General features: G+C 60.2%; 22 protein-coding genes and 1 tRNA gene. 10 read left to right on the top strand and 13 right to left on the bottom strand.

Features of this window, described 5'->3' with window-relative positions; all coding sequences use genetic code 11:
- Positions 1-117: 117 nt before the first annotated feature.
- The 3 genes from ACR0J1_RS05685 to ACR0J1_RS05675 all read right to left on the bottom strand — a co-directional run bounded on the left by ACR0J1_RS05685 (position 118) and on the right by ACR0J1_RS05675 (position 1,647).
- Positions 118-735 (bottom strand): rhodanese-like domain-containing protein, encoded by a 618-nt coding sequence (locus ACR0J1_RS05685; protein ID WP_480731292.1) that lies wholly within the window; start codon positions 733-735, stop codon positions 118-120.
- Complete coding sequence (locus ACR0J1_RS05680; protein ID WP_480731291.1) at positions 732-932, bottom strand: YgaP family membrane protein; 201 nt, start codon at positions 930-932, stop codon at positions 732-734. The genes ACR0J1_RS05685 and ACR0J1_RS05680 overlap by 4 nt, the downstream gene beginning before the upstream one ends.
- Before the next feature lie 67 nt (positions 933-999).
- Positions 1,000-1,647: a Crp/Fnr family transcriptional regulator gene (locus tag ACR0J1_RS05675; RefSeq protein WP_480731290.1), complete on the bottom strand. Its 648-nt coding sequence runs from the start codon at positions 1,645-1,647 to the stop codon at positions 1,000-1,002.
- Between the two features lie 525 nt (positions 1,648-2,172).
- Here ACR0J1_RS05675 and ACR0J1_RS05670 point away from each other — a divergent pair.
- The gene (locus ACR0J1_RS05670) at positions 2,173-3,669 is read left to right on the top strand and encodes a glycosyltransferase family 39 protein (RefSeq protein ID WP_480731288.1); all 1,497 of its coding nucleotides are present in this window, start codon (positions 2,173-2,175) and stop codon (positions 3,667-3,669) included.
- A 66-nt stretch (positions 3,670-3,735) separates the two neighbouring features.
- Here the strand turns inward: ACR0J1_RS05670 and ACR0J1_RS05665 are convergent, their stop codons facing one another.
- Complete coding sequence (locus ACR0J1_RS05665) at positions 3,736-4,992, bottom strand: acetate/propionate family kinase (protein ID WP_480731287.1); 1,257 nt, start codon at positions 4,990-4,992, stop codon at positions 3,736-3,738.
- On the opposite strand from ACR0J1_RS05665, the gene ACR0J1_RS05660 reads away from it, so the two are divergent.
- Positions 4,901-5,272 (top strand): helix-turn-helix domain-containing protein, encoded by a 372-nt coding sequence (locus ACR0J1_RS05660; RefSeq protein WP_480731285.1) that lies wholly within the window; start codon positions 4,901-4,903, stop codon positions 5,270-5,272. The two genes, ACR0J1_RS05665 and ACR0J1_RS05660, sit on opposite strands and share 92 nt — an antisense overlap.
- Positions 5,273-5,480: 208 nt before the next feature.
- Here the strand turns inward: ACR0J1_RS05660 and ACR0J1_RS05655 are convergent, their stop codons facing one another.
- A complete protein-coding gene (locus tag ACR0J1_RS05655) occupies positions 5,481-6,824 on the bottom strand; it encodes a sodium-dependent transporter (protein WP_480731284.1) in 1,344 nt (447 codons plus the stop codon).
- A 103-nt stretch (positions 6,825-6,927) separates the two neighbouring features.
- Positions 6,928-7,002 (bottom strand) — tRNA-Gln (locus ACR0J1_RS05650).
- A gap of 341 nt (positions 7,003-7,343) precedes the next feature.
- On the opposite strand from ACR0J1_RS05650, the gene ACR0J1_RS05645 reads away from it, so the two are divergent.
- The gene (locus tag ACR0J1_RS05645) at positions 7,344-7,853 is read left to right on the top strand and encodes a ferritin (protein ID WP_480731282.1); all 510 of its coding nucleotides are present in this window, start codon (positions 7,344-7,346) and stop codon (positions 7,851-7,853) included.
- Positions 7,854-7,856: 3 nt separating this feature from the next.
- Here ACR0J1_RS05645 and ACR0J1_RS05640 read toward each other — a convergent pair whose 3' ends face one another.
- Positions 7,857-8,378, bottom strand: coding sequence for an SH3 domain-containing protein (locus ACR0J1_RS05640; protein WP_480731280.1), 522 nt, complete (start codon positions 8,376-8,378; stop codon positions 7,857-7,859).
- Between the two features lie 137 nt (positions 8,379-8,515).
- Here ACR0J1_RS05640 and ACR0J1_RS05635 point away from each other — a divergent pair, with 137 nt between their 5' ends.
- The 4 genes from ACR0J1_RS05635 to ACR0J1_RS05620 all read left to right on the top strand — a co-directional run bounded on the left by ACR0J1_RS05635 (position 8,516) and on the right by ACR0J1_RS05620 (position 14,873).
- Positions 8,516-9,502, top strand: a complete 987-nt coding sequence (locus tag ACR0J1_RS05635) for a 2-hydroxyacid dehydrogenase (RefSeq protein WP_480731278.1) — start codon at positions 8,516-8,518, stop codon at positions 9,500-9,502.
- 18 nt (positions 9,503-9,520) lie between these two features.
- A complete protein-coding gene (locus tag ACR0J1_RS05630; protein WP_480731276.1) occupies positions 9,521-10,918 on the top strand; it encodes an FAD-binding oxidoreductase in 1,398 nt (465 codons plus the stop codon).
- 82 nt (positions 10,919-11,000) lie between these two features.
- Complete coding sequence (locus tag ACR0J1_RS05625) at positions 11,001-12,227, top strand: hypothetical protein (RefSeq protein WP_480731274.1); 1,227 nt, start codon at positions 11,001-11,003, stop codon at positions 12,225-12,227.
- Between the two features lie 138 nt (positions 12,228-12,365).
- Entirely contained in the window at positions 12,366-14,873 is a 2,508-nt protein-coding gene (locus ACR0J1_RS05620; RefSeq protein WP_480731273.1) for a GcvT family protein, read from the top strand.
- Positions 14,874-15,146: 273 nt separating this feature from the next.
- On the opposite strand, the gene ACR0J1_RS05615 is transcribed toward ACR0J1_RS05620, so the two are convergent.
- The 3 genes from ACR0J1_RS05615 to ACR0J1_RS05605 all read right to left on the bottom strand — a co-directional run bounded on the left by ACR0J1_RS05615 (position 15,147) and on the right by ACR0J1_RS05605 (position 17,272).
- Positions 15,147-15,482, bottom strand: a complete 336-nt coding sequence (locus ACR0J1_RS05615) for a carboxymuconolactone decarboxylase family protein (protein ID WP_480731271.1) — start codon at positions 15,480-15,482, stop codon at positions 15,147-15,149.
- 72 nt (positions 15,483-15,554) lie between these two features.
- Positions 15,555-16,208, bottom strand: a complete 654-nt coding sequence (locus ACR0J1_RS05610) for a DUF938 domain-containing protein (protein WP_480731269.1) — start codon at positions 16,206-16,208, stop codon at positions 15,555-15,557.
- The gene (locus ACR0J1_RS05605; protein ID WP_480731267.1) at positions 16,205-17,272 is read right to left on the bottom strand and encodes an NAD(P)/FAD-dependent oxidoreductase; all 1,068 of its coding nucleotides are present in this window, start codon (positions 17,270-17,272) and stop codon (positions 16,205-16,207) included. Before ACR0J1_RS05605 ends, ACR0J1_RS05610 begins: the two co-directional genes overlap by 4 nt.
- Before the next feature lie 171 nt (positions 17,273-17,443).
- On the opposite strand from ACR0J1_RS05605, the gene ACR0J1_RS05600 reads away from it, so the two are divergent.
- The 3 genes from ACR0J1_RS05600 to ACR0J1_RS05590 all read left to right on the top strand — a co-directional run bounded on the left by ACR0J1_RS05600 (position 17,444) and on the right by ACR0J1_RS05590 (position 19,849).
- On the top strand, positions 17,444-17,860 hold the full coding sequence (locus tag ACR0J1_RS05600; protein WP_480731265.1) for a hypothetical protein: 417 nt from the start codon (positions 17,444-17,446) through the stop codon (positions 17,858-17,860).
- 3 nt (positions 17,861-17,863) lie between these two features.
- Positions 17,864-19,096: an HlyD family secretion protein gene (locus ACR0J1_RS05595; protein WP_480731263.1), complete on the top strand. Its 1,233-nt coding sequence runs from the start codon at positions 17,864-17,866 to the stop codon at positions 19,094-19,096.
- A 111-nt stretch (positions 19,097-19,207) separates the two neighbouring features.
- On the top strand, positions 19,208-19,849 hold the full coding sequence (locus ACR0J1_RS05590; RefSeq protein WP_480731262.1) for a hypothetical protein: 642 nt from the start codon (positions 19,208-19,210) through the stop codon (positions 19,847-19,849).
- Positions 19,850-19,945: 96 nt separating this feature from the next.
- Here the strand turns inward: ACR0J1_RS05590 and ACR0J1_RS05585 are convergent, their stop codons facing one another.
- From ACR0J1_RS05585 to ACR0J1_RS05575, 3 genes are read right to left on the bottom strand one after another with little or no spacing between them, the layout of a single operon-like run.
- Positions 19,946-21,019 carry a BMP family ABC transporter substrate-binding protein gene (locus ACR0J1_RS05585; protein WP_480731261.1) on the bottom strand — a complete coding sequence of 358 codons (1,074 nt, stop codon included), beginning with the start codon at positions 21,017-21,019 and terminating at the stop codon, positions 19,946-19,948.
- 31 nt (positions 21,020-21,050) lie between these two features.
- Positions 21,051-21,971, bottom strand: a complete 921-nt coding sequence (locus ACR0J1_RS05580) for an ABC transporter permease (RefSeq protein ID WP_480731259.1) — start codon at positions 21,969-21,971, stop codon at positions 21,051-21,053.
- A gap of 1 nt (position 21,972) precedes the next feature.
- Positions 21,973-23,055, bottom strand: a complete 1,083-nt coding sequence (locus ACR0J1_RS05575) for an ABC transporter permease (protein ID WP_480731257.1) — start codon at positions 23,053-23,055, stop codon at positions 21,973-21,975.
- Positions 23,056-23,111: the final 56 nt, after the last annotated feature.

The following is a 23,111-nucleotide window of genomic DNA, read 5'->3' as shown; positions in this document are numbered from 1 at the left end:
TTGAGACAGGCGGCAGCGCAAAGGTTACTTTGCTGCGCTGCCGAAATCTCACGCAACTGTTAAGGTGCGTTAACAAATCCCGCGCGGGTGCCGAACCCGGGCGGGATGGCCACAGGTCTATGCCGGCAGGGTCCACGCCACCCCGGGTCCAAGGGTATAGCCCCACGGCAGTCCGGCATTTCGCCATCCGTTCACCGTTCTGGCGCCGGTTGCATCCTTGTCGCCCTCAAAGCCTTCCACAAGATTCCAGACATTCGTATATCCGGCCTGCGCCAGCATCCGCACCGCGACGGCAGATCGCGCGCCGGATCGGCATGTGACAAAGATGGTCGCATCCCGGGATTTGCCGTGCAGGGCGCGCAGATCATCGAATTCAGCTACCACATTGGGATTGTTCACCATGCGATACTGTCCGCTGCCGGGGTCAATCTGATGTGTTACCACGCCCAAGGGGATGATCTTGTCCAGGCCTTCGGGATGCCCGACAAAGGATATTTCAATCGGATCGCGGACATCGACGAACAGAATATCGGGATTGGCGCGCAGCGCGCTGTGCGCGTCGGTCGGGCTGAGATACAGGCCAAGCGGCGTGCGCTGGCGGTCCTTGAGTTTTGCGGGATTGATCCCCGTCACGACGTCGGTTTGCGCCGTTGCCAGCGTCGCCGGACCGATCAGGGCACCAGCCATGCCCAGCTTCAGAACCGCCCGGCGCGAGCGAGGGGCGGGGGCGTTCATTGTTCGGCTTTCTTGTCGGTGCACAGGCCCAGCATCGCGTAGATGGGGCAGAATTTGACGAAGGCGGTGACGACAAAGACCATGCCGATCCAGCCCCAAGCGCCGATGGTTCCGGTCAGCGCAAGCAGAACCAGCCCCGCGCCCAGCACCAGACGCAACAGACGATCGATCGAGCCAACGTTGGATGAGAATTGCATATCGGAATCTCCTTTTCCTGATCCGGTCGGAGAATCGCAGATTTTCATCGCGCTTTATGTAACGCGGTCACAAAAGCTCGGATCTGGCAAAATGCATGAGCGCCGCGCGGTCGGTCAGATGTATGCTGCCGCGCTCTAGCTGGACCCAGCCGCGGCGCTCAAAGTCTTTCAAAAGCCGCGACATGACCTCGCGGGCGCTGCCAAGCTCGGTTGCGATCCGCTGATGCGTTATAGTTATACGGATCTCTGCCCCGTCGCTGCCTTGTTCGGCCAGCCAACCCGCCAGTTTCTGATCCATGCGATTGATCAGAAGGTCGTTGATTACGTCGGATAGCTCGACAATCCGCTGGGAAAACGCCGCGAAGACCGAGGCCCTGAATGCGGCATCCCTAGCCAGCAGATCATTGAACTGCGGGCGGGCAATCGCCAGCGCGGTCACGTCGCCCTCGGCATAGCCGTAGCCGGCATAGGGGATGTCGGACAACATGCAGGACGTGGTCATGACACAGCTGTCATTGGGCCCGACCCGATACAACACGACGGTTCGCCCCGAGGGGCTGGTCTGTTCGACCCGAACGGTGCCCGACCGCACGATCAGAAACACCTCGCCATAGGCCCCGGGCGCAAACAGCGCCGCCCCATCCGCCACCCGAAGCCGCGTCCCCACGTCTTCAAGCCGATCCAGCAGGCTGTCACTCCAGTTCGCTATGGTCATAGCGTCATCCCCGTTGATTGCGCGGCATATCTTAGCAGCTGGCGCGGTGCGCAAAACCAACAAGTCCGTCAGAGCCGCCCGGCGGAGCGTTTCCCGAACATCGGCCACAACCGCACGCGTCACTCATGACCTTAGCCGCCGGACGCTTGCGGCATCGAAACAGGGTTGCGCTGTGGTCTTGCGGCCCTTGAGGTACACGGCACATGAACCCGGGGTTGATGTGGCGGTGTTACGGGTACCACCTTGTGTTCTTGTGGTCCCAATGCATCTGCAACTACCGCAACACATGCGCGACGGGTGCGGTTTCTCTTGATCGGGCCTTCGGGTCTGTGCAGGCTGCGGGCGTGAAATCAGATTGCGGGCTTCTGCCTAGAAGGGGAAGTGACAATTGGTTCTTATCGACGCCGGGCAGCAATCACGCTGGCCACCCGATGCTTTTGGGCGCAAGCGATGCAAGGCGTTTCGCAGGGGCGCGAATTTCGACAGATGATTGACCTGACTACTTAACAATTGATGAAAGAAGTTATGATTTCCAGCCTGACGCTTCGAGTTTTGCTGTTCGCCTATTTTTCCTACGCGATGAGCGTTGCCATGCTCATGCCCTCCTGGGGCAAGCTCGATGAACCTCATCATTATGACTATGTAGATCGCCTTGCCACCGGTCGGGGCGTGCCCGACATCGCGAGCGACCTCCTGACCCCGTCGTTGGCCGCCGAGATGGTTGCTGGCGAACGCTGGTCAAAGCTGGACTGGCCCATGCCTGATTCCACAGACCCGGCCCACTGGGGACTTGAGGGGATCAGCTATGAGGGCCATCAACCGGCATTGTTTTATTCCAGCTATGCGCTGATCTCACGGGCACTTTCGCTGCCAACGCATACAGACCGCCTGTTTTTGCTGAGGGCTGTATCCGTTGTTGTGTCAACGCTTTCGGTTGCGCTGCTGTTCATGACAATGGACCGGCTCTTTCCCCGAAACCGCTGGCTGGTGAGTTGTGCAACGGCGATCTTTGTTCTGGCACCGGGCCGGCTTGTGGTCGTGACACAGGTCAGCAACGATGTTTTTGCGGAGTTCTTTGGGGTGGCCGCTGTCTATGTGTCGCTGACCCTGCTGCTGCGCGGCCTGAGTCCGGGACGGGTTACGCTGCTTCTGCTGATACTAGGCGGAGCGGCGGCATCAAAGACGACAACGGTCCTTCTGCTTTTGCCTGCAGCCTTTGCTTTTCTGCATCACCGAAGGAACCCCCGCTTTCTGTATTACGTTGCCTTCAGTTGCGCCCTCGGGGTCGTGCTGCTTATTCCTACATTTCTCCATCTCGCGGCGACTTTTGCAGGTCATGAGGCAGAAAATAGCATGGCAACGCTGTCCCTCTTTGGCCGGTTCAATGGCAACTTGATGGACTCTGGGCTTCTCGCCACCGCCGGGCTGGTTCTTTCGGGGCAGTATACGTTCTATATGTTCGATCCGGGCGCTCTCAGAGCTGTTCTTTTTGCGCCGCCCTTCTGGATCGTTTCCGCGCTGGTTGTTGCTGGGATCGTGCTGTGTTTCCGCCCGGGCCAGCGAGCGGCGGCGGAAGAGACTGTGCTTGCAGATTTTCGGCGCGTTCTTGTGTTTACATTTGTGCTGGCCTTTGTCGGCCTTCAGGTTTTGGCGCACACGGGCGTGTTGCCACCGGCTGACGCCCGCTTTCTGCTACCTTATCTCTGGGGACCGGTGACTGCGACGCTGGTCGCATTGATGGCCTTTTCACCCAGTCGCGCGCTGCTGTGCCTGATCACTATACTGATTCTGGTGTTGCAGGCCCTGTTCATGGCTGATGGCTATTTCTTAGAATATTACCATCGGTCCGACTTTGCCGTGAAGCATGGCGGGTTTCTGTCTGCTGTCCGCGAGGCCAAGCCTGCGTGGGTGCTGGCTGTTCTCAGCGCTGGTTTGGCGGCGGGAATTCTTCTTGCCGCGACGGTCTGTTGGCTGCTGATCGGCTCGGCGCGACGAAGCCCGGGCGGGGCGGATCAGGTCTAGAGCGGGGCATGTTCGGGGCGCTCGCGTGATGGACGGCGAACAAGGATGTCCGCCGCCCGGTCGGGCCTATGCCAGAACGGGTTGCGGTGCTTCGACCGCGTCTTTGCGGGGCATGTTTCCGGTCAATTGCTTGACGTCATAGGCGATCAACTCTTCCTCGTCGGTGGGAAAGACAAGGGTGGCCACCCGCGCATCCGGGGCGGTGATGTTGGGGATCTGCGGGCCCGCGATCTCGTTGACGCGTTCTTCGATCCGGATGCCCAGAATCTCGAGACCAGCGCAGATGCGGGATCTGATCTCGGCGCTGTTTTCGCCGATCCCGGAGGTGAACACCAGCGCGTCCAGCTTGTTCATGGCCGCCGCATAGGCCCCGATGGTTTTGCGGCAGTTGTAAATGAACACCTCAAGTGCAAGCTGGCAGCGTTCATCCCCGCCCGAGGCGCGTTCGATGATGTCGCGCATGTCGTTGCTGACGCCGGACAGGCCCCGCAGGCCGCTGTTCTTGTAGCACAGCTTTTCGACTTCGGTCAGGGACATGCCCATCTTGTTGACCAGATGGAAGATGATGGCCGGGTCGAAATCGCCGGATCGGGTGCCCATGGGGATACCGCCGAAGGTTCCGAAGCCCAGGCTGGTGTCGACGGACCGGCCGCCTTGAACCGCGTTGATCGTCACCCCGTTGCCCAGATGGCAGACCACCATCGACAGGTCCTCGATCTTGCGGCCCAGAATGTTCGAGGCGACGCGGCTGACATAGCGGCATGAGATGCCGTGAAAGCCGTACCGGCGGATGCCGTGTTCGGCATAAAACTCGTGGGGCAGGGCATAGACATGCGCTTGCGCCGGGATGGTCTGGTGGAACGCGGTGTCAAAGACGACGACGTTGGGCGCCTCGGGGAACATCCGCTGGGCGGCGTCGATCCCGGCGACGCAGGCCGGGTTGTGCAGTGGTGCAAGCTCGATGCACTCCCGCAGCCTAGCCATGACCTTATCGTCCACAAGGGTCGCTTTGACGAATTCCTGGCCGCCATGCACCATGCGGTGGCCGATTGCTGCGATTTCATCGCGCGATGAGATGGCGCCGATCCTGGGGTGCAGAAGGTTGCGCATCATCAGTTCAAAGGCGCCGGACTGGTCCTGCTCAAGCCTATCCGCACGCAGGCCCTGCTGCGCGCCCTGTCCGAATGCCTGGAACAGGCAACCCCAGCTCCGGTCAAAGCCGCCGAGACGATTGCCGACAGGATCGCGGGTCTGGTGGACCAGGGCGACTATCGCGGATGCCTTGATCTGGCCCGCGAAAGCCTGCGGGACCTGTTCACCCACGAAGGGGCCGTTCAGCCTCTTTTACCTCAGCCGCCTGTTCCACAAAGAGACGGGCACGACCTTCGTTGCCTATGTCAAGGACAGACGGATCGAGCAAGCCAAAGAGCTTCTGATCCGCAGCAAACTGCCAATCGGCAATGTTGCACTGGATCTGTCATTCAGCGATGCGAATTATTTCTGTAAGGCCTTCAAGAAAGAGGTCGGTATCTCTCCGTCCGAATACCGCCGACGAAACGGCAGCGGCGGTTCACAGTCGCGACAATCGGCGGTGGCACCCTGACTCCGCCTACCACTCCCAACGACCGCCGACGCCATTGCCGAGGCTGGCGCAAGGACGCGAATGTGACTTCAGGCCGATTTGACAACAGAAAAGGCGTCGGCTCGTCGCAGCCACCGTGGACTGGAAATCGGATCGGTTCGAGCCGCGGCGGGACAGTTTAGAGAGCTGACGATCCCAATACTGCGCGGCCATCGGCTTTCTGGACCTGTCAGAAGGTTACAAGCTCTAGCCCGCTCACGAGGATCAACAGGATCGCCGCAGGGGCAATGAAGCGCAAAATGAACAACCAAGCCCGGGCCAGTATGCCCGGCTTGCCATCTCCGGCCACCTCCCGAAGTGCAATCGGGCCCATGATCCAACCGGCGAAGATACAAATTAGCAGACCGCCGATCGGTAGTAGCAGCTTGTCCGTCAGCCAACTCGCTGAATCGAGAAAGCCCTGACCCTTGATGAAGTGAACGTCACTCCAGATGCCGACCGACAGAGACGACGGAATTCCGGCCAGAAACGCGACAGTCCCCGCCCCAATGGCGGCAGTTCTGCGGGACAAGCCCGTGTTCGCAAAGAACGCGACAACCGTTTCAAGGATCGACACGGAAGATGTCAGGGCCGCGATGGTCAACAGGACGAAGAAGATAATGGCGAACACATATCCGCCGGGCATCGAATTGAAGACCGCCGGCAAAGTCACAAATGTAAGGCCCGGCCCCGCGGCGGGATCCATGCCGATGGCAAAGACGGCGGGCAGGATGGCAAGCCCGGCCAGAATGGCGACCAAGGTATCCAGAACCGTGATCTGAACCGCGGACTTGCCAAGGTTCATGTCCTTGCCGACATAAGACCCGAATGTCAACAAGGCCGCCATGCCCAGCGACAACGAGAAAAAAGCTTGCCCCAGAGCCGCGATGATCGTCGTCGCCGAGACCTTTGAGAAATCGGGTGCGAGGAAGAATTCCAGACCTTTCTCCGCACCGGGAAGCGTGATCGACCGCACGACCAAAGCCACTAGGATGACGAAGAACAGCGGCATCAGAACCTTGCTTGTCTTCTCAATCCCGCCCGAGACTCCTCCGATGACAACGGCGATGGTCAGCGCTGCGAAAATGCCGTGATAAATGATTGGCGTCACAGGCGATCCGACAAACGCGCCGAATGCTGCCCCAACCTCTGCGGCATCCATGCCCGAAAACGCGCCACTGGCGGATTTGACCACATATGCGATGCACCAGCCTGCGACGACAGAGTAGAAAGACAAGACAACAAACGCCGTCAAAACCCCCAGCACACCGATGAAAGACCATCCGGGCTTCCCGAGCTTGGCAAATGCGTGGATGGCGTCGGTCTGGGCGCGTCGCCCGATGGCGATTTCTGCCAACATCACCGAAAGGCCGATTGTGAACACGATCCCCAAATAGATGATTATGAAGGCGGCCCCTCCATTCTCACCCGCTATGTAAGGGAATTTCCAGATGTTCCCGAGGCCGATGGCAGATCCCGCGGTGGCCAGAATAAATCCAACGCGAGAGCCCCAGTTTTCATGCGATGTGTTCATGTTTTTTGTCCAGAGCGATGCACTCGAATAGAACGCAGTCGGCATCTCAGGATTCGTCCGCGTTTTGAACTATTAAGCACAAGACATCTATTGGGGGTGTGATTGGCTGGGGTGGTAGGATTCGAACCTACGATACACGGTACCAAAAACCGCTGCCTTACCACTTGGCTACACCCCAACGATGAGCGGCTATCTACGACTGTTGGTTTCAGGGTTCAAGGGCTTTTTTGGACAAAAGTGACATCAATCTCCAGAACGTTTCGAGGCCGGGGAAATCCGCGTGTTTTAGGGGGCCGAGCGCTTCGGCGCTGCGGCTGGTGGTGCAGTCGAAGGTCGGTGGCTGACAGGTTTGGCTGCGCGCGCCGAGCAACGGGTGCGATAGGTGAGATTGAAAGTCATTCACATCCAAATCTTCATAAGATCATGTTTTTAAGTCGAAAATATCAGAGTCAGGCGTTGAGTGCCGAAGTTTCCGATACTATGTTCGAACCGCACGCATCCAGCTCCAAGGAGTACACCATGAAACTGAATCAGAAAGTCGCCGAGGCGCTGAACAATCAGATCAATAACGAATTGCACGCGTCATACACCTATCTTGCGATGTCCGCCTATTTCGAAGCGCAGGAATTGCCGGGATTTGCCAGTTGGTTCCGGGGCCATTCGGCCGAAGAGGAGACGCATGCCATGCGGATCTTCGACTTTGTTGCCAAGCGCGGTGCGCGCATTCATCTGGACGGAATTGCCAAACCGCAAACGGAATACGCGTCGCCCGTCGATGTGCTGGAACATGCTCTGTCGCACGAGCAGGTGGTGACGGGGCAGATTAATGCTCTGTTCGAGCTGGCGCAGGCCGAGAAGGAATACAGCACCCAGAACATGCTGAACTGGTTCCTTGCAGAACAGATCGAAGAAGAGGATTTGTTCGCGTCCATTCTGAACAAGGCAAAGGCCGCCGGGGATGACCGCTGGAACCTGTTGCTTCTGGATCAGGAACTGTCCCAGCGCGGGGACGGTGAGGCGGAAGAATAGAGGCTATTCCCGGATCTCGGCGGCGTCGACCCCCCAGAGGTTGCTCTTGAGGGTCCAGCCGCGGTACCCGCCTGCCGAGATTTGGCACCAGTCAGCGGTGCAGGTGCCCAGCCGGGCCACCACGCCGGTTTCGAAATGTGCGTTGACCTGTGATCCGGGGTCGGGGCTGGCATAGACCGGCAGCATATCGGATTCAATCAGCACCGTGCGCACGCCGGATAGCAGGGCATAGTGAACCCACCCCCCGGCACCGTCGCGGTCTTGCACCTTGCGCCAGTTGCCGTATTCCGCCGTGATCTGCAGCGGCATACCGCGCCGCTTGAACACCCAGTCGATTCGATGAGTCAGCGAGGGGCCGCGGCGGACATTGCCCTCGGCCGCTTTCATCGAGACATAGCGTGGCAGCGGCAGATTCGTGACAGGACCGCGCGCGTCCTGTGCTGCTGCGGCAACGGCGGCAAACGCAAAGACAAATACGGCAAGTATCGCCAGCAAATGGCGTTTTACTGAAACCCTGACACTCAATTGCCTGCTCTTACTGCCTGTTGACCGTGTTTCGAAAAAAGGTCGGGCCTTTGGCCCATGGGGTTCTTGTGCCCCGTGTCATCCTGCGCCACGATGCCATGGCGCGCGACTGTTTGCAAAGCGGTAGGAGGGCTGAGGTGCCAAGAGAACGTCTGAGTGTTGTCGTTACGCGACGGTTGCCCGAGGCAGTGGAAACCCGGTTGAGTGAACTGTTCGACGTGCGCTTGCGCGACGACGATACACCCATGACGCGCGAACAGCTGGTTGCGGCGGTCAAAGAGGCCGATGTGCTGGTGCCAACCATTACCGATATGATCGACGGTGGTATTCTGGGACAAGCGGGTGAAAACCTGCGGCTGATCGCGAATTACGGGGCCGGGGTTGATAACATCGATGTGGCGACGGCGCGGCAGCGGGGCATTCTGGTCTCGAACACGCCTGGTGTGCTGACGGACGATACCGCCGATATGACGATGGCGCTGATCCTATCTGTGACGCGGCGTATCCCCGAGGGGCTGGGCCTGATGCAAAAGGGCGACTGGGAAGGCTGGGCGCCGACCGCGTTGCTGGGCGGCCGGGTTGGCGGGCGTCGTCTGGGCATTCTGGGCATGGGTCGGATCGGGCAGGCCGTGGCGCGGCGCGCCAGTGCGTTTGGGATGCAAGTGCATTACCACAACCGGCGCCGCTTGCGCCCCGAGATCGAGCAAGAGCTTGAGGCCACCTATTGGGACAGTCTGGACCAGATGGTGGCGCGGATGGATGTCATCTCGATCAACTGCCCCTCGACGCCATCGACCTTCCATCTGATGAACGCGCGGAGGCTGAAGCTGATGAAGCCCTCGGCTGTGATCGTGAACACGTCGCGGGGCGAGGTGGTGGACGAGAATGCGCTGACCCGGATGATCCGCGCAGGTGAGATCGCGGGCGCGGGGCTGGACGTTTATGAACACGGCACAGATGTGAACCCGCGTTTGCGGCAACTTCCGAATGTGGTGCTGTTGCCGCATATGGGCTCGGCCACGTTGGAAGGCCGGATCGAGATGGGTGAGAAGGTGATCATCAATATCAAGACCTTTGAAGATGGCCACCGGCCACCGGATCAGGTTGTACCGGCGATGCTTTAGGCCGGAAGGGGAAAGACGATGGTGCAGGCATCCACTCTGCCACGGAATGAGGCCGGGATCGAAACGGCTTTGGGGATACTGAAGCAGCGGTTCGGGGATCGGCTGCAAACCGGTGGGGCGATCCGCGAACAGCACGGCCACACCACCACCTGGATCGAAAACCAGAGCCCGGATGCCGTGGTGTTTCCACACTCGACCGAAGAAGTTGCCGAGATCGTCAAAACCTGTGCCGCGCATAAGGTGCCCGTGATCCCGTTTGGAACCGGTACCTCGCTTGAAGGGCATGTTAATGCGCCCGCCGGGGGTGTGTCGGTGGATCTGAGCCAGATGAACAGGGTTCTCGCCGTCAATGCCAGCGATCTGGATTGCACCGTGCAGCCCGGCGTGACCCGCACCGAACTGAACACGCATCTGCGCGATCAGGGGTTGTTCTTTCCCATCGATCCGGGGGCTGATGCCTCGTTGGGTGGGATGGCGGCGACCCGTGCCTCGGGCACCAACGCGGTGCGGTATGGCACGATGAAGGACAATGTGCTGAGCCTCGAGGCCGTTATGCCCGACGGGCAGATCATCCGCACCGGTCACCGGGCGCGCAAATCCTCGGCGGGGTACGACCTGACGCGCCTGCTGATCGGGGCCGAGGGCACGCTGGGCATCATCACCGAGATCACGTTGCGGTTGCAGGGCATTCCCGAGGCGATCAGCTCGGCCCGGTGTTCCTTTCCATCGGTTGATGCGGCCTGTCAGGCGGTGATGATGACGATCCAATACGGCATTCCTGTCGCCCGGATCGAACTGCTGGATCAGATGTCTGTCCGTGCGGCCAATGCCTATTCCGGGCTGACCCTGCCGGAAACGCCGCTGTTGTTGCTCGAATTCCATGGCTCGGAGACAGGTGCCGCCGAGCAGGCCGAGACCTTCGGCCAGATCGCTGAGGAGTTTGGCGGCACGGACTTCGCTGCAACCTCAACCACCGAGGAACGCAACAAGCTGTGGCAGGCGCGGCATGATATGTATTGGGCGAGCCTGCAGCTGCGCCCCGGTGCGCGCGGGATATCGACCGATGTCTGCGTACCGATCTCGCGTCTGGCCGAATGCGTCACAACGGCTCAGGACAAGGCGCAGGAATTGGGTTTGCTGGCACCGATCGTGGGTCATGTCGGCGACGGGAACTTCCATACGTTGGTGCTGGTCGACATGGACAGCGCGGCCGAAGTCGCAGCGGCTGAGGAATTTGTCGGCTGGCTGAACGATCTGGCGATTTCGATGGACGGCACCTGCACGGGCGAGCATGGCATCGGTCAGGGCAAGCGCCCCTATCTGGTCAAGGAACTTGGCGCGGCCACGACTTATATGTCGGCAATCAAGGCGGCTCTGGACCCTGACAACATCATGAACCCCGGCAAGATTCTCTGACCATCAATGGTTAGGCCATACCGGTGCCTCAATCTTGTGTGATTGACCTCTGCAAGAGCAGGTTTTGATTCCGAGGTTATTCATGGGCGCGTTGCGTTTCATAGGGTTTTTGCTGATCGCTGGGTTGGTTATCGCGGGGCTGGACTATTCCCAGCAGGACAAGAAGGCCGAAGGCAGATTGTCGTTCGGCGGATATGTAGACACGGTCAACGACCGCTTTGGCCTGTACAAGGCCGAACAGGTCGCCAAGAAGGTCGAACGCGACCGGAAATCGCGGTGGGATGAGGGATCGAAACCCCACTTGCCCTCGGCCCCCGCCGGGTGGAGTCGCCACGGCCTGACCGAAACAGAAAGCGCACCGGTTCAGACGGTGCTGTCTGGGTATCAACTAACGCCGCTGATCAGCTCGATTTCCAGTCAGGCCGAATTGCAGCGCTTGTCAAATGCTGGTCGGGATGGCCTTATCCGCAAGCTGGCCGAGACGAGCTATGTCTATGTCAAAGATAATGAGATCCTCTGGCTTGACATCGCGTTCAAGCGCAAGCAGCCGCGCAACACGCTGGTTGGACTGGCCCTGGGACGTCAGGCCAACTTCATGAACGCGATGGAGCTTAAGGACGGGTTTGCTGTTCTCGACGGCGTTCCGTTTGTCGAGGTGCGCGAAGATATCTCGGGACGCTCGGCCGAGAGTGACGTGCGCAAGATCAAGGGACGGATCGGCTTTGACGAAGAGATCGTGATCCGGCTGCACAGCAACGCAAGCGACGAAACCATACGCGCGTTGCTGGCCGAAATTGATCTGGCGGCGCTGAATGCGCTGCTGCAATACCCCTCGCCCGCAACAGGGCAGGGCATCGATATCGCGCTCGAACAGCAGGCCGAGATGGCGGACAAGAGCCATCGGCTTTATCAAGAGATGAAGCTGATGCAAGAGCGTACGACTCAGGACAAGCTCGAAAACATGGATATGGGCGCGGTGATGCTGAACACGCTGGTCGCTGCGGATTTCGATGCCGAGGGTCTAGCCGATATCACCGGTGGCAAGGTGTTTGAAAATCAGGACAACCTGCAAATGGCCCATGGCAAGGCGCTTGAGATGCTGCTGCGCTCGGACCAGCGTCAGGCTGCAGCTGCACCGCAAGGCAAGGGGTTTCTGCGCGGGCTGATGGACAAGCTGCCCAAGTTCGGTTCGGGCGGCGGCACCAAGGTTGCAAGGGCGGGCGAAGTGCGGGTGCGCAAGGGGGGCGCAGGCGCGTCGTCCTGCAACATGAACGGCTCGCTCAAACGGTGCTCGATCGGCGACAACTGAGTCATCAAACAACGACAAAGGACGACCTGCGGCATTTGCGGGTCGTTTTTTTTATATCACTGGTCGGATGAATGTCGCGCCCGGGGCCGCAAATGCGCCATATGGTGTCAACTGAATTCAAGGGGGAGACACCCGGCTATGAAAACCCAAGTCAAAGCACTGGTCGTTGGCGGTGGCGCCGTCGGCACCTCGATTGCCTATCACCTGGCCAAGGCAGGCTGGGACGATGTGATGCTGATCGAACGCGATGAGCTGACCTCGGGATCGACCTGGCACGCAGCTGGCCTGCTGCCGCTGTTCAATATGTCCTATGCGACGACCCACATCCATAAGTACTCGGTCGATTTCTACAAGCAGCTTGAGGAAGAGACTGGCCTGAACGCAGGCTTCGCCGTCGTCGGCAACCTGCGCATGGCGCAGACGCAAGAGCGTATGGACGAATACATGCTCTATGCGTCGACCGCCGAGACCTGTGACGTTGCGTATGAATGGCTGACCCCCGAGCAGATCAAGGAACGTTGGCCGCTGATCGAGACCTCGGACCTGAAAGGCGCGATCTATCACACCGAGGATGGTTACATTAACCCGGCCGACGTGACTCAGGCGATGGCCAAGGGTGCCCGTCAGCGCGGTGTGGATATCGTTCGCAAGATGCAGGCCGACGCCTTCCACTGGAACGGCACCCACTGGGAAGTCACCTGCACCAAGATGGTCGAAAAAGGCGGCAACCTCGTCCCATCAGAAGAGCAGGTGGTGATCACCGCCGAGCATGTCGTGACCGCATCGGGCAACCATGCGCAGCGCACCGCGAAAATGCTGGGCATCAAGATGCCCGCGATCCCGGTCGAGCATACGTTCATTGTCATGGACAAAGACCCCGAGCTGGTCAAATGGCGCGAAGCGGGCAACCCCGAACACCCCGTTGTGCGGGATGCAGACAACGAATCCTACGCCCGCGAGGAACGCGGCGGCTGGATTCTGGGCATCTACGAACATGGCGCTCCTGCGCAGTTCGAACATGGCGTGCCGGACAGCTTCCGCGCTGACCTGTTCCCGCTGGATCTGGATCGTATTGCCGATCAGTACATGGCCATGGCGGAACGCGTGCCGTCCTGCGCTGAATCCGGCCTGAAGGACGATTTCAACGGCCCGATCTGCTATACCCCCGACGGCAACCCGCTGGTTGGTCCGGCTCCGGGTCTGCGCAATATGTGGCTGGCCGAGGGCTTCTCGTTCGGCATCACCGCCGCGGGCGGCACCGGCTATTATCTGGCTCAGATGATGGTCGATGGCGAAGCCGAGATCGACATGGCCTCGCTGGACCCCAAGCGGTATTCGTCCAACTGGCTGACCACCGAATTCGCGGCCCGCAAGAACGAAGAGTGCTACGAGCACGTCTATATTCTGCACCACCCCGACGAAGAGCGCGCAGCTTGCCGTCCGCTGCGGACCGTTCCGGCCTATGACCGCCAGAAAGCGCGTGGCGCGCAATTTGGTTGGGTCAACGGTTGGGAACGTCCCAACTACTTTGGCCCGGTCGACGCACCTGAGAACTTCGACCATGACGCCCGCTCGTTCCGCCGTGGCGGCTGGTGGCAGTACGCCGTCGAAGAAGCCAAAGCGATCCGCGAAGGCGTTGGCCTGATCGACGCGTCGGCCTTTACCAAGCATGTCGTCAAAGGCCCCGGTGCGACCCAGTTCCTGGATTGGTTCACCTGCAACAAGCTGCCCAAGGTCGGTCGTATCAACCTGACCTACGCGCTGACCTCGCACGGCACCACCCGCACCGAATACACCATCGTCCGCAATGGCGAGAATAATTACTACATCGTCTCTGCCGGTGCCTGGACCGAGTATGACGCCGACTACCTGCGCAAGGCGGCCGAAGACAAGATGGAGGAGTTCGGTTACATCGAAATCCAGGACGTGACCACTCAGTGGGGCGTCTTCGCCATCGCCGGGCCCAAGTCGCGCGGCGTTCTGAAAGAAGTCATCAAGGACGCCGATCCGGAAACCGCACTTTCCAACAAGCGCTTCCCGTGGCTGTCGGCCCGTCAGATCGAACTGGGCATGTGCCCGGTCAACGCAATCCGTGTGGCTTACACTGGTGAGCTGGGCTGGGAACTGCATCACCCGATCGAGATGCAGAACTACCTGTTCGACCTGCTGGAAAAAGCTGGTGAGAAGCACGATATGAAACTGGTCGGCGCCCGCGCTCAGAACTGGCTGCGTCAGGAGAAATCCTATCGCGCATTCGGCACCGAACTGGGCCGCGACGCGACCCCGCTGGAAGCCGACTTGCCGCGTTTTGTCGACCTGTCGAAAGACTTCTACGGCAAGGCCAAGCTGGAAGAGACAGGTGTGCGCTTCAAGTGCTGCACCCTGCTGATCGACGGGCCGGACGATGCCGACCCGTGGGGCCGCGAGGCGCTCTACACGCCCGAAGGTCAGCGCGTTGGTCGTCTGACCTCGGGCGGCTACTCGGTGGCGTTCGAAAAATCCATCGGCATGGGTTATGTAACGCCCGAACTGGCCGTTGAGGGCACCAAGCTGAACGTCAAGATTCAGGACAAGCTGTGGGATGCGGTCGTGACCTGCGACAGCCCCTACGACCCGAAGAACGAAACCATCCGCAAGGACGGTTAACCTCCGATAGGTTGCGGGCGGTGCGCAAGAAATGCACCGCCCGTGGCGGCACATGCCTCCGGCGGAAGTATTTTTGAACAGAAGAAGCGGGGGCTGGTCAAAAGATCCAGCCCCCTTGCTTTTGGCAAGGGGGCCTTCTCCTGTTACGGCCATCGGCGCTTCCGCCTGTACCGCAATGCCATTCTGCGCCGAGAAGGGTTAAGAAACCGTTCCTTCTTCTGTTCAAAAATACTTCCGCCGGAGGCAAGCCTGCGTGAGCAGGCTTTTCCGGTTTCAAACGCTCAGTTCGTCGAAACACTCCAGCGCCTTGGCGGCATACATCATCGACGGGCCTCCGCCCATCTGGATGGCCATGGCCAGCACATCTGAGACCTCTTCCCGGGTTGCTCCGGCCTTGACCAGCGCTTCGGTATGCAGCGTGATGCAGGGTTCGCACCGGATGGCGATAGACATGCCCAATGCGATGTATTCCTTGGTCTTGTAGTCCAGCGTACCGCCTTCCTTGACGGATTTGCCTAGTGCGCCAAAGGCGCGCGTGGCGTCCGGGATTGCGCCGTTGAGGTTACGGAGACCCTTGCGGGTCTTGGTCAAAGTGTCCTGCCAGGTCATGGAAGTGTCCTTCTCAATACATATCATTAATCGCATATGAATGAGGAAGGCGGGGAGCGACCTTGATCTCGATCAGGTGGAGGGTCGTTTTGCAACAAAGGCCAGATTATTCGCCGGCATCTCGGCGATCTCGATCAATTCAAGGTCGTTATTCTGCAGCAGCGCGCGCATGTCGGCGTCGTCTTTGTAGCCGATTTCGGGGTCCTGTTGGATCAGCGCATCATGGAACCGTTGGTCTCCGTCACTTGTCAGCTGTCCCGCGCGCATGAAGGGGCCATACAGCACCAGCCGCCCATCGGGGTTCAGCGTCAACGCGGCCTCGTGGACCAAAGTTTGGACCTCTGACCAACTGATGAGGTGCAGTAGGTTGATCAGCACAATCAGGTCCTTCTCGCCAAAATCGGTGTGCCAGCCCGTTGCGGTGGCATCCAGATGCGTGACCGCTGCGACATTCGGCAGCGCTTGGGTGTAGGCGCTGATGCTGGCGCGGCGCTCATCGGTGATTTCGCTGGGCTGCCAGTGCAGATCGGGCAGCTGTTGCGCGAAGGCTTGAATGTGCTGCCCGGTGCCACTGGCCAGTTCAAGGGCGTTGCCCGACCGGGGCGCGACACGGGCCAGAAGGTCGCAGAGGACGGCCGAATTGCGGCTGGCAGCGGGCGCGATCAGTTTGCCGTCTTCGCCTTCGGTTGCGACGCTGGCATTTGATGGAAGCTTGCGGTTGTTCATGTGCGTAACCTTTTAGGCGCCAGCGCAGCAACGCTGTGGGGGTCGATATCCGGGGCTGTACCCGTCACGAGGTCCGAGACCAGCTGTGCCGCGGCAGGGGCGGTCTGGAAGCCGTAGCCACCTTGTGCGGCGGACCAGATAAAGGATCGATCGGTCGGATCAGGCCCCAGCACCAGCGTGCCATCGGGGGCGAAACTGCGCAGGCCGGCCCAGTTCGCCTCGACCCGGGTCACTGGTTCGGTCACCATCTCTTCGTACCGGGCCACACCCTCGGCCAGAACCAGATCGTCGGCATAGGCGTCATGGGGCGTTGTCGGGTCCGCCTCGGCAGGTGAGACAAGCAGCTTTCCCGCGTCCGGCTTTGCGTACCAGCTTTCTCCGACACCCAGCATCATGGGCCAGGCGCGCAGATCGTGCCCCCCGGGCGCGGGGATACGCGCCATCGACCGGCGGCGGGGTACGATCCCGATGGGGGGTATTCCGGCCATCCGCGCGATCTCGTCCACCCAAGCGCCCGCCGCGTTGACCACATGCCGGGCCTCGAAAACCTCGGTCGCTTCGACCACCCAGTGGCCGGATTTCCGGATGGTTCTGACCCTTTGGCGGGTCAGGATAGTCCCTCCGCTATGCCGGATCTGACGGGCGAACCCTTGCAGAACCCGATCCGTATCGATGTCGTAGGCCGCTTCGCTCAGTGCCGCAAAGCCCAAAGCCTCAGGCTTCAAAATAGGCACCCGCTGCCGGGCCTCGTCGAGAGAGATCTGATGTACCCCAAGCGCGGCGACGTCCTGTCGGAACTGCTCTGCCTGATTGGTCGCGCCGATCAGCATCAGACCGCGGGCCGATAGGTAGCCGCCCGTTTCAAAGAAAGCCGCGCTGGCCTTGTTGAGCGCGACAACCGAAGGCGGCCCATAGCCTTGTTCGAACATCGCAGCAGAGCGGCCCGAGCTGTGGTATCCGAGCGCGTCTTCGGCCTCTAGCACCGTAACTGTGCCGTGCGCGGACAGGCGTGCGCCTGTGCTCAGCCCGGCAATACCGCCGCCGATAACAAGAAAGTCGATCATCGCTGGTGTCTGGCCTCCGGGCATGAGGGCGTGGATGTCTGAATTTGCGTCACCGACCGACCATTGCATGAGGAGGCCCGTGCGAAAAGCCTCAAGCAGAAGGTAATGGGACCTTGATCGCAAGCCAGTGGCCTGCTTTTAGTGCTGATAACAACGGATTCGGAGACAGACGTGGATACGGCAGACCTTCACCCCATGGCTACGGGCCATATCCCGTCCTACATCGTGCAGGCAGATGGCAGCGATTTTCTGTTCACCTTCATGCTGGTTTTCACCGTCGGTATGGTGGTGCTGATCGGGGTCGCCTATTTCACGCTGCATTCCATTCCGGAAAAGATGGCGCACGAGACCAATCATCCGCAGTTTCAGCTGGTTGGCATTCTGGCCCTGTTGGCGCTGTTCACCCATAACGGCATTTTCTGGGTCGCTGCCGTTCTGGTCGCGGGCTTCCAGTTCCCCGATTTTGCCGCTCCGCTGCGGTCGATTGCCGACGCGATCCGATCGCTGGCCCCGGGGCGCGAGGCTGATCCCGTGCCCGAACCGGAGCCCGAGGTCGAACCCACCGAAACAGCGGCACAGGGGCACTGAACCATGATTGAGACGATGCTGTGCGCCCTGATTACGGTGCTTCCCGACTATCTGTTCCGCCGCTTTGTGCAAGGCAAGCGGATCGGGCATGAGATCACGCTGTTCACCATGTGGTACGAACTGCGCTGGGGTCTGACGACCTGCGCCATTCTGGCGCTGACGGTGATTACCACGCTGTTCTATTTCCACCCGTCCAGCTCGACCGCGGCGTCTTATTTCCGGACCGTCACGATCCTGCCGCAACTGGGTGGGCGCGTGTCCGAGGTCTATGTGCGCAACAATGAGCAGGTGACCGCCGGGCAGCCGATCTTTCGGATCGAGGATTTCAGTCAGACGGCACAGGTCGAGGCCGCCCATGCGCAGATCGCGCAGGTTCAGGCCTCGTTGAAAGTGGCCGAGACCGATCTGGCCGAAGCTGATGCCGGGATCGCAGGCGCGCGGGCGTCTCTGGATCAGGCGTTGGAGGATCTGGAACGCAACACCACCCTGCGCGAAGAAGGATCCAGCGCGGTGCGCCTGGCCGAGATCGAACGGCTTGAGAACCTTGTGGAGGAACGTGAGGCGCAGGTGGTTGCAGCTCAGTCGCAGCGGGCCGCTGTCGTCCAGCAGATCGAAGAACTGATCCCGGCGCAATTGGCCAGCGCAAACGCACAGCTGGATGCGGCTCTGACCGAGTTGGATAAGACGGTGATCAATGCCGGTGTGACTGGCCGGATTGAACAATTCGGCCTGCAGGTCGGTGACTATGTCAGCCCGCTGCTGCGCCCAGCCGGCATTCTGGTGCCCTCAAACCTGGGCCGCGACCGGTTTCAGGCCGCTTTCAACCAACTGTCCGCACAGGTCATCAAGCCGGGTATGATTGGCGAGCTGGGCTGCATGACCAAACCCTTCACCGTAATCCCGGTTGTTGTAGTCGAAGTGCAGGACGTGATCCCTTCGGGTCAATTCCGGCCTTCGGACGATCTGCGGGATGTTCAGAACAACACTACTCCGGGTTCGATCCTTGTGTATCTGGAACCGCTCTACAAGAACACGACCGACGATCTGCCGCCCGGCAGTAACTGTCTGGCCAATGTCTATACCGACAACCATGAACGGCTGGAGCATGAGGATCTGGGGTTCTGGGAAGGTGCGTTCCTGCATGTGGTCGACACGATTGGCGTGGTTCATGCGGCAGGGCTACGCCTGCGGTTGATCCTGATGCCGGTGAATACGCTGGTGCTGAGCGGCCACTGATCCTGCAATTCTTAATGCGCCGCAGGATTTACGCGGCGCTTGATTGCACTCATAGTCTGTCCTGTAGCGCGCCGGACAAACCGGCGCGCAATCACAGGGAGAGCAGAGGCAATGGGAATTGTAAATCGGCTGGCGGTTCTGATGACCGCCGTGATGACGCTGCAGGTGGCGGGGATGGGCGCGGCAAACGCGCAGGTCGCACAGTGGAATCAGGTTGTGACCGATCCGAAGCTTCAGAAGTCCATGCACCGCGCGATCCGCGAGGTTGCGACGGAATATGTTGATGAGCTGGATCAGGCTGGTCTGGCCGGTGCCATCGCCTTTGTCGACACGCAGCTGGACTATCCTTTGCAGCTGGCATCGACGAATTTTAGGCATCTGAACCTGAACGCTCTGCAGGCGAAGGCGGCATATGTGATCCGGTATCAGGCCAAGTCGAGCGCCGGGGTCACCGTGCCGATTGCTCCGGCGGGCTTTGCAGCGGTTGGTCTGACGGGCGGATATGGCGGGCTGCCCGGTCCCGGCACGGTCAAGTCAGGCGGACATGGTGAGATACAGGGGGACGGTGCGATGATGCTGTGCCCCATCAACAAGGCGGGGATCGAGTTTATGTCGGGCGTGATCTCGATCGCCAGCCTGGACGAAAGCGGTCAGTTTCGGACGGAACAGGACGGGGCGGATATCATCCGGCTGCATGCCGAGATTCTGCGGCGGACCTACGAGTATTACGGCCACACGCCCGAGGCGGAGTAAGCGAAGCCTGTTTGGTGATCTGCCGCTGACGGCTGTGGAGCAAAGACAAAAAAGGCCCGCGTAAGACGCGGGCCTTCTTGGTTAACGGGGGTCCGCTTACTGCGGGATTTCGCCTTCCAGCCCTTCGACATAGAAGTTCATGCCCGCCAGCGTACCGTCATCGGCGGTTTCGCCCTCGGCCAGCCAGTCGCTGCCGTCCTGCTTTTTCAGCGGGCCGGTGAAGGGGTGGTACTCACCCGCGGCCATGGCGGCCTTCATGGCCAGCGCCTCTTCCTTGACCTCCGCCGGAACGCGGTCGGAAATCTCGCCGATCTCAACCATGCCTTCGCGGATGCCGTCCCAGGTGTTCACGGTTTCCCATGTACCGTCCATGACGGCCTGAGTACGCGCGATATAGTAGGGCGCCCAGTTGTCGATGATCGAGCTGACGCGCGGGAAGGGCGCGTATTCGCTCATGTCAGACGCCTGACCGAAGGTGACGACATTACCCGCCTCTTGCGCGGCCGCCTGCGGCGCGGTCGAGTCGGTGTGCTGCAGGATCACGTCCGCGCCCTGTTCGATCAGCACGGTGGCGGCGTCAGCCTCTTTCGCCGGATCAAACCAAGTGTAGGCCCAAACGATCTTGAACTCGACATCCGGGTTCACCTTCTTGGCGTGGATATAGGCCGAGTTGATGCCACGGATCACTTCGGGGATCGGGTAGGACCCGATATAACCGATGATGTTCGATTCCGTCATCTTGCCCGCAATGTGACCCTGAACGGCGCGACCTTCGTAGAAACGCGCGGAATAGACCGAGACGTTGTCGGCGGTCTTGTACCCGGTCGCGTGTTCGAACTTCACGTTCGGGAATTTCTTGGCCACGTTGATGGTGGGATCCATATAGCCGAACGAGGTGGTAAAGATCAGGTCCGCGCCTTCCAGCGCCATCTGAGTCATCACGCGTTCAGCGTCCGGGCCCTCGGGCACGGATTCGACAAAGACGGTTTCAACCTTGTCACCGAACTCTTCCTCGACGGCCAGACGGCCCTTGTTGTGCTCATAGGTCCAGCCGCCGTCGCCCACCGGGCCAACATAGACGAACCCGACCTTGGTCTTGTCTTGGGCCATGGCCCCCGAGGCCAGACCCAGCGCCATGGCGGCGCTTGCCAGAAGTGTAGTGAATTTCATGTGTTACTCCCCAATTTGGTACAGTTGGCCCCTAGTGCGAGGCATGGAAGGTCCGGCCCAATGCGGCAGGTGCGCTGCTCTTGTCGGCCGAAAGGATCACAAGCACAAGGATCGTGATGATGTAGGGCGACATTGCCAGATACTCGACCGGGATAGCAACGCCTGCTGCCTGCAAATTGAGCTGCAGAACGGTGATGCCGCCGAACAAATAGGCCCCCAGCAAGGCACGCCATGGTTTCCAGCTGGCGAACACCACCAGCGCAAGTGCAATCCAGCCGACACCGGCGGTCATGCCCTCGGTCCATTGGGGCACGCGGATCAGGCTGATGTAAGCGCCACCCAGGCCCGCGCAGGCGCCGCCAAACAGGATCGCCATGATGCGGATCTTGATGACTTTGTACCCAAGCGCGTGCGCCGCGTCGTGATTTTCCCCGACCGCCCGCAGGACCAGACCGACGCGGGTGTATTTCAGCGTCGCCCAGACCGCCGCCGTCAGTGCGATACCGACATAGAGGATCGGGTCATGCTGGAACAGGATGGGACCGATCACCGGAATGCCGCTGATCACCGGGATATGGATGTCCCCCATGCTGGGCGGCTTAACCCCAACATAGCTCTGCCCCATCAAGGCGCTGAAGCCGAGGCCAAACAAGGTCAGCGCAAGCCCGCTTGCTACCTGATTGGCCAATGCGACTTGCGTCAACAGCACAAACAGCAGCGACAGAACTGCGCCGCCGATCGCCGCCGCAATAAAGCCCAGCCAGGGTGAGCCGGTCTCGACTGAGATCGCAAAACCGCTGATTGCGCCCACGATCATCATCCCCTCAACGCCGAGGTTCAGAACGCCTGCCTTTTCGACGACCAGCTCTCCGATCGCAGCCAGCAGCAGGGGGGTTGCGGCCACCATCAGCGAGGCGACCAGAAGGACGGGATTGATTTCACCAAGGTCCATATCACGCTACCTCGCTACGGGCCGCACGGATGCGGTAGTTTGTCAGAAGATCAAAGGCCAGCAGGAAGAACAAAAGCATCCCCTGAAACACCTGAATGGCGGCGGCAGGCAGACCCAGCTGAGACTGCGCGATTTCCCCGCCAATATACGTCAGCGCCATCAGACCACCGGCCAACAGGATGCCCACCGGATGAAGGCGGCCAAGGAAGGCCACGATGATCGCGGTAAAGCCGTAGCCCACGTTAAAGTCGATGCTGACCACGCCCGAAGGCCCCGAGACCTCGAACATCCCCGCCAGACCGGCCAGAGCGCCGGACAGGCCAAGACAGAATAGGATCAGTCGGGCCGGGTTCACACCTGCGAACTTGGCCGCGCGGGGCGCTTCGCCTGTCAGGCGGATGTGAAAACCCAGCATATGCCGGTTCAGCAGGACATAGGCAAAGATCACCGCGATCAGAGCCGTCACGACACCCCAATGCATCCCAGACCCTGCAATCAACTCGGCATTATGCGCGCTGTCGTAGGACTGCAGGTTGCGCGAGCCGGGAAAGCCAAAGCCTTCGGGGTTTTTCAGCAACCCCAGCGAAACCGAGGCCAGCATCTGCTCGGCCACATAGACCAGCATCAGGGACACGAGGATTTCGTTGGTTCCGAACCGCACCTTCAGGAAGGCGGGGATCATTGCCCACAGCCAACCTCCAAAGGCCCCGGCAATCACCATGATCGGAAAGATGTACCAGGCGTCCAGAGGGTAAAAGGCCAAGCCGGCACCGGCACCAAAGATGGCGCCCATGATGTATTGCCCCTCGGCCCCGATGTTCCAAATGCCTGCGCGAAAGCCCAGCGACAGGCCGATTGCAATCAGCACCAAAGGCGCGCCTTTGACCAGCAGTTGCGGGCGGTAATAGAACGCGAACTCGCCGAACAAGGGTTCCCAGAAGATGGTGCCAATGGCCTCGACCGGGTTCTTACCCAGAATGGCGAACAGAATGCCACCAAACACCATCGTGGCAATCACCGCCACCAAAGGGGTCGCATATGACCACGCCTTCGACGGCTGAGGCCGTTTCTCCAACACAATCATCTACGCATCCCCCGCCCGACTTCATCTTTTTTCAAATACTCTCGCCGAAGGCGACG

The sequence above is a fragment of the Ruegeria sp. CJ3 genome (assembly GCF_056536725.1).
The sequence above is the reverse complement of the archived record's forward strand: the minus strand, read 5'-3'. Positions and strand labels throughout refer to the sequence as shown.

What these genes read in the sequence shown, in the direction of transcription:
- ACR0J1_RS05585 (WP_480731261.1), bottom strand. Translation starts at nt 21,019, where the DNA reads ATGAAATTCACTACACTTCTGGCAAGCGCCGCCATGGCGCTGGGTCTG.
- ACR0J1_RS05610 (WP_480731269.1), bottom strand. Translation starts at nt 16,208, where the DNA reads ATGAACAACCGCAAGCTTCCATCAAATGCCAGCGTCGCAACCGAAGGC.
- ACR0J1_RS05605 (WP_480731267.1), bottom strand. Translation starts at nt 17,272, where the DNA reads ATGATCGACTTTCTTGTTATCGGCGGCGGTATTGCCGGGCTGAGCACA.
- ACR0J1_RS05580 (WP_480731259.1), bottom strand. Translation starts at nt 21,971, where the DNA reads ATGGACCTTGGTGAAATCAATCCCGTCCTTCTGGTCGCCTCGCTGATG.
- ACR0J1_RS05625 (WP_480731274.1), top strand. Translation starts at nt 11,001, where the DNA reads ATGGGCGCGTTGCGTTTCATAGGGTTTTTGCTGATCGCTGGGTTGGTT.
- ACR0J1_RS05630 (WP_480731276.1), top strand. Translation starts at nt 9,521, where the DNA reads ATGGTGCAGGCATCCACTCTGCCACGGAATGAGGCCGGGATCGAAACG.
- ACR0J1_RS05575 (WP_480731257.1), bottom strand. Translation starts at nt 23,055, where the DNA reads ATGATTGTGTTGGAGAAACGGCCTCAGCCGTCGAAGGCGTGGTCATAT.
- ACR0J1_RS05680 (WP_480731291.1), bottom strand. Translation starts at nt 932, where the DNA reads ATGCAATTCTCATCCAACGTTGGCTCGATCGATCGTCTGTTGCGTCTG.
- ACR0J1_RS05645 (WP_480731282.1), top strand. Translation starts at nt 7,344, where the DNA reads ATGAAACTGAATCAGAAAGTCGCCGAGGCGCTGAACAATCAGATCAAT.
- ACR0J1_RS05685 (WP_480731292.1), bottom strand. Translation starts at nt 735, where the DNA reads ATGAACGCCCCCGCCCCTCGCTCGCGCCGGGCGGTTCTGAAGCTGGGC.
- ACR0J1_RS05615 (WP_480731271.1), bottom strand. Translation starts at nt 15,482, where the DNA reads ATGACCTGGCAGGACACTTTGACCAAGACCCGCAAGGGTCTCCGTAAC.
- ACR0J1_RS05590 (WP_480731262.1), top strand. Translation starts at nt 19,208, where the DNA reads ATGGGAATTGTAAATCGGCTGGCGGTTCTGATGACCGCCGTGATGACG.
- ACR0J1_RS05675 (WP_480731290.1), bottom strand. Translation starts at nt 1,647, where the DNA reads ATGACCATAGCGAACTGGAGTGACAGCCTGCTGGATCGGCTTGAAGAC.
- ACR0J1_RS05670 (WP_480731288.1), top strand. Translation starts at nt 2,173, where the DNA reads ATGATTTCCAGCCTGACGCTTCGAGTTTTGCTGTTCGCCTATTTTTCC.
- ACR0J1_RS05620 (WP_480731273.1), top strand. Translation starts at nt 12,366, where the DNA reads ATGAAAACCCAAGTCAAAGCACTGGTCGTTGGCGGTGGCGCCGTCGGC.
- ACR0J1_RS05655 (WP_480731284.1), bottom strand. Translation starts at nt 6,824, where the DNA reads ATGAACACATCGCATGAAAACTGGGGCTCTCGCGTTGGATTTATTCTG.
- ACR0J1_RS05595 (WP_480731263.1), top strand. Translation starts at nt 17,864, where the DNA reads ATGATTGAGACGATGCTGTGCGCCCTGATTACGGTGCTTCCCGACTAT.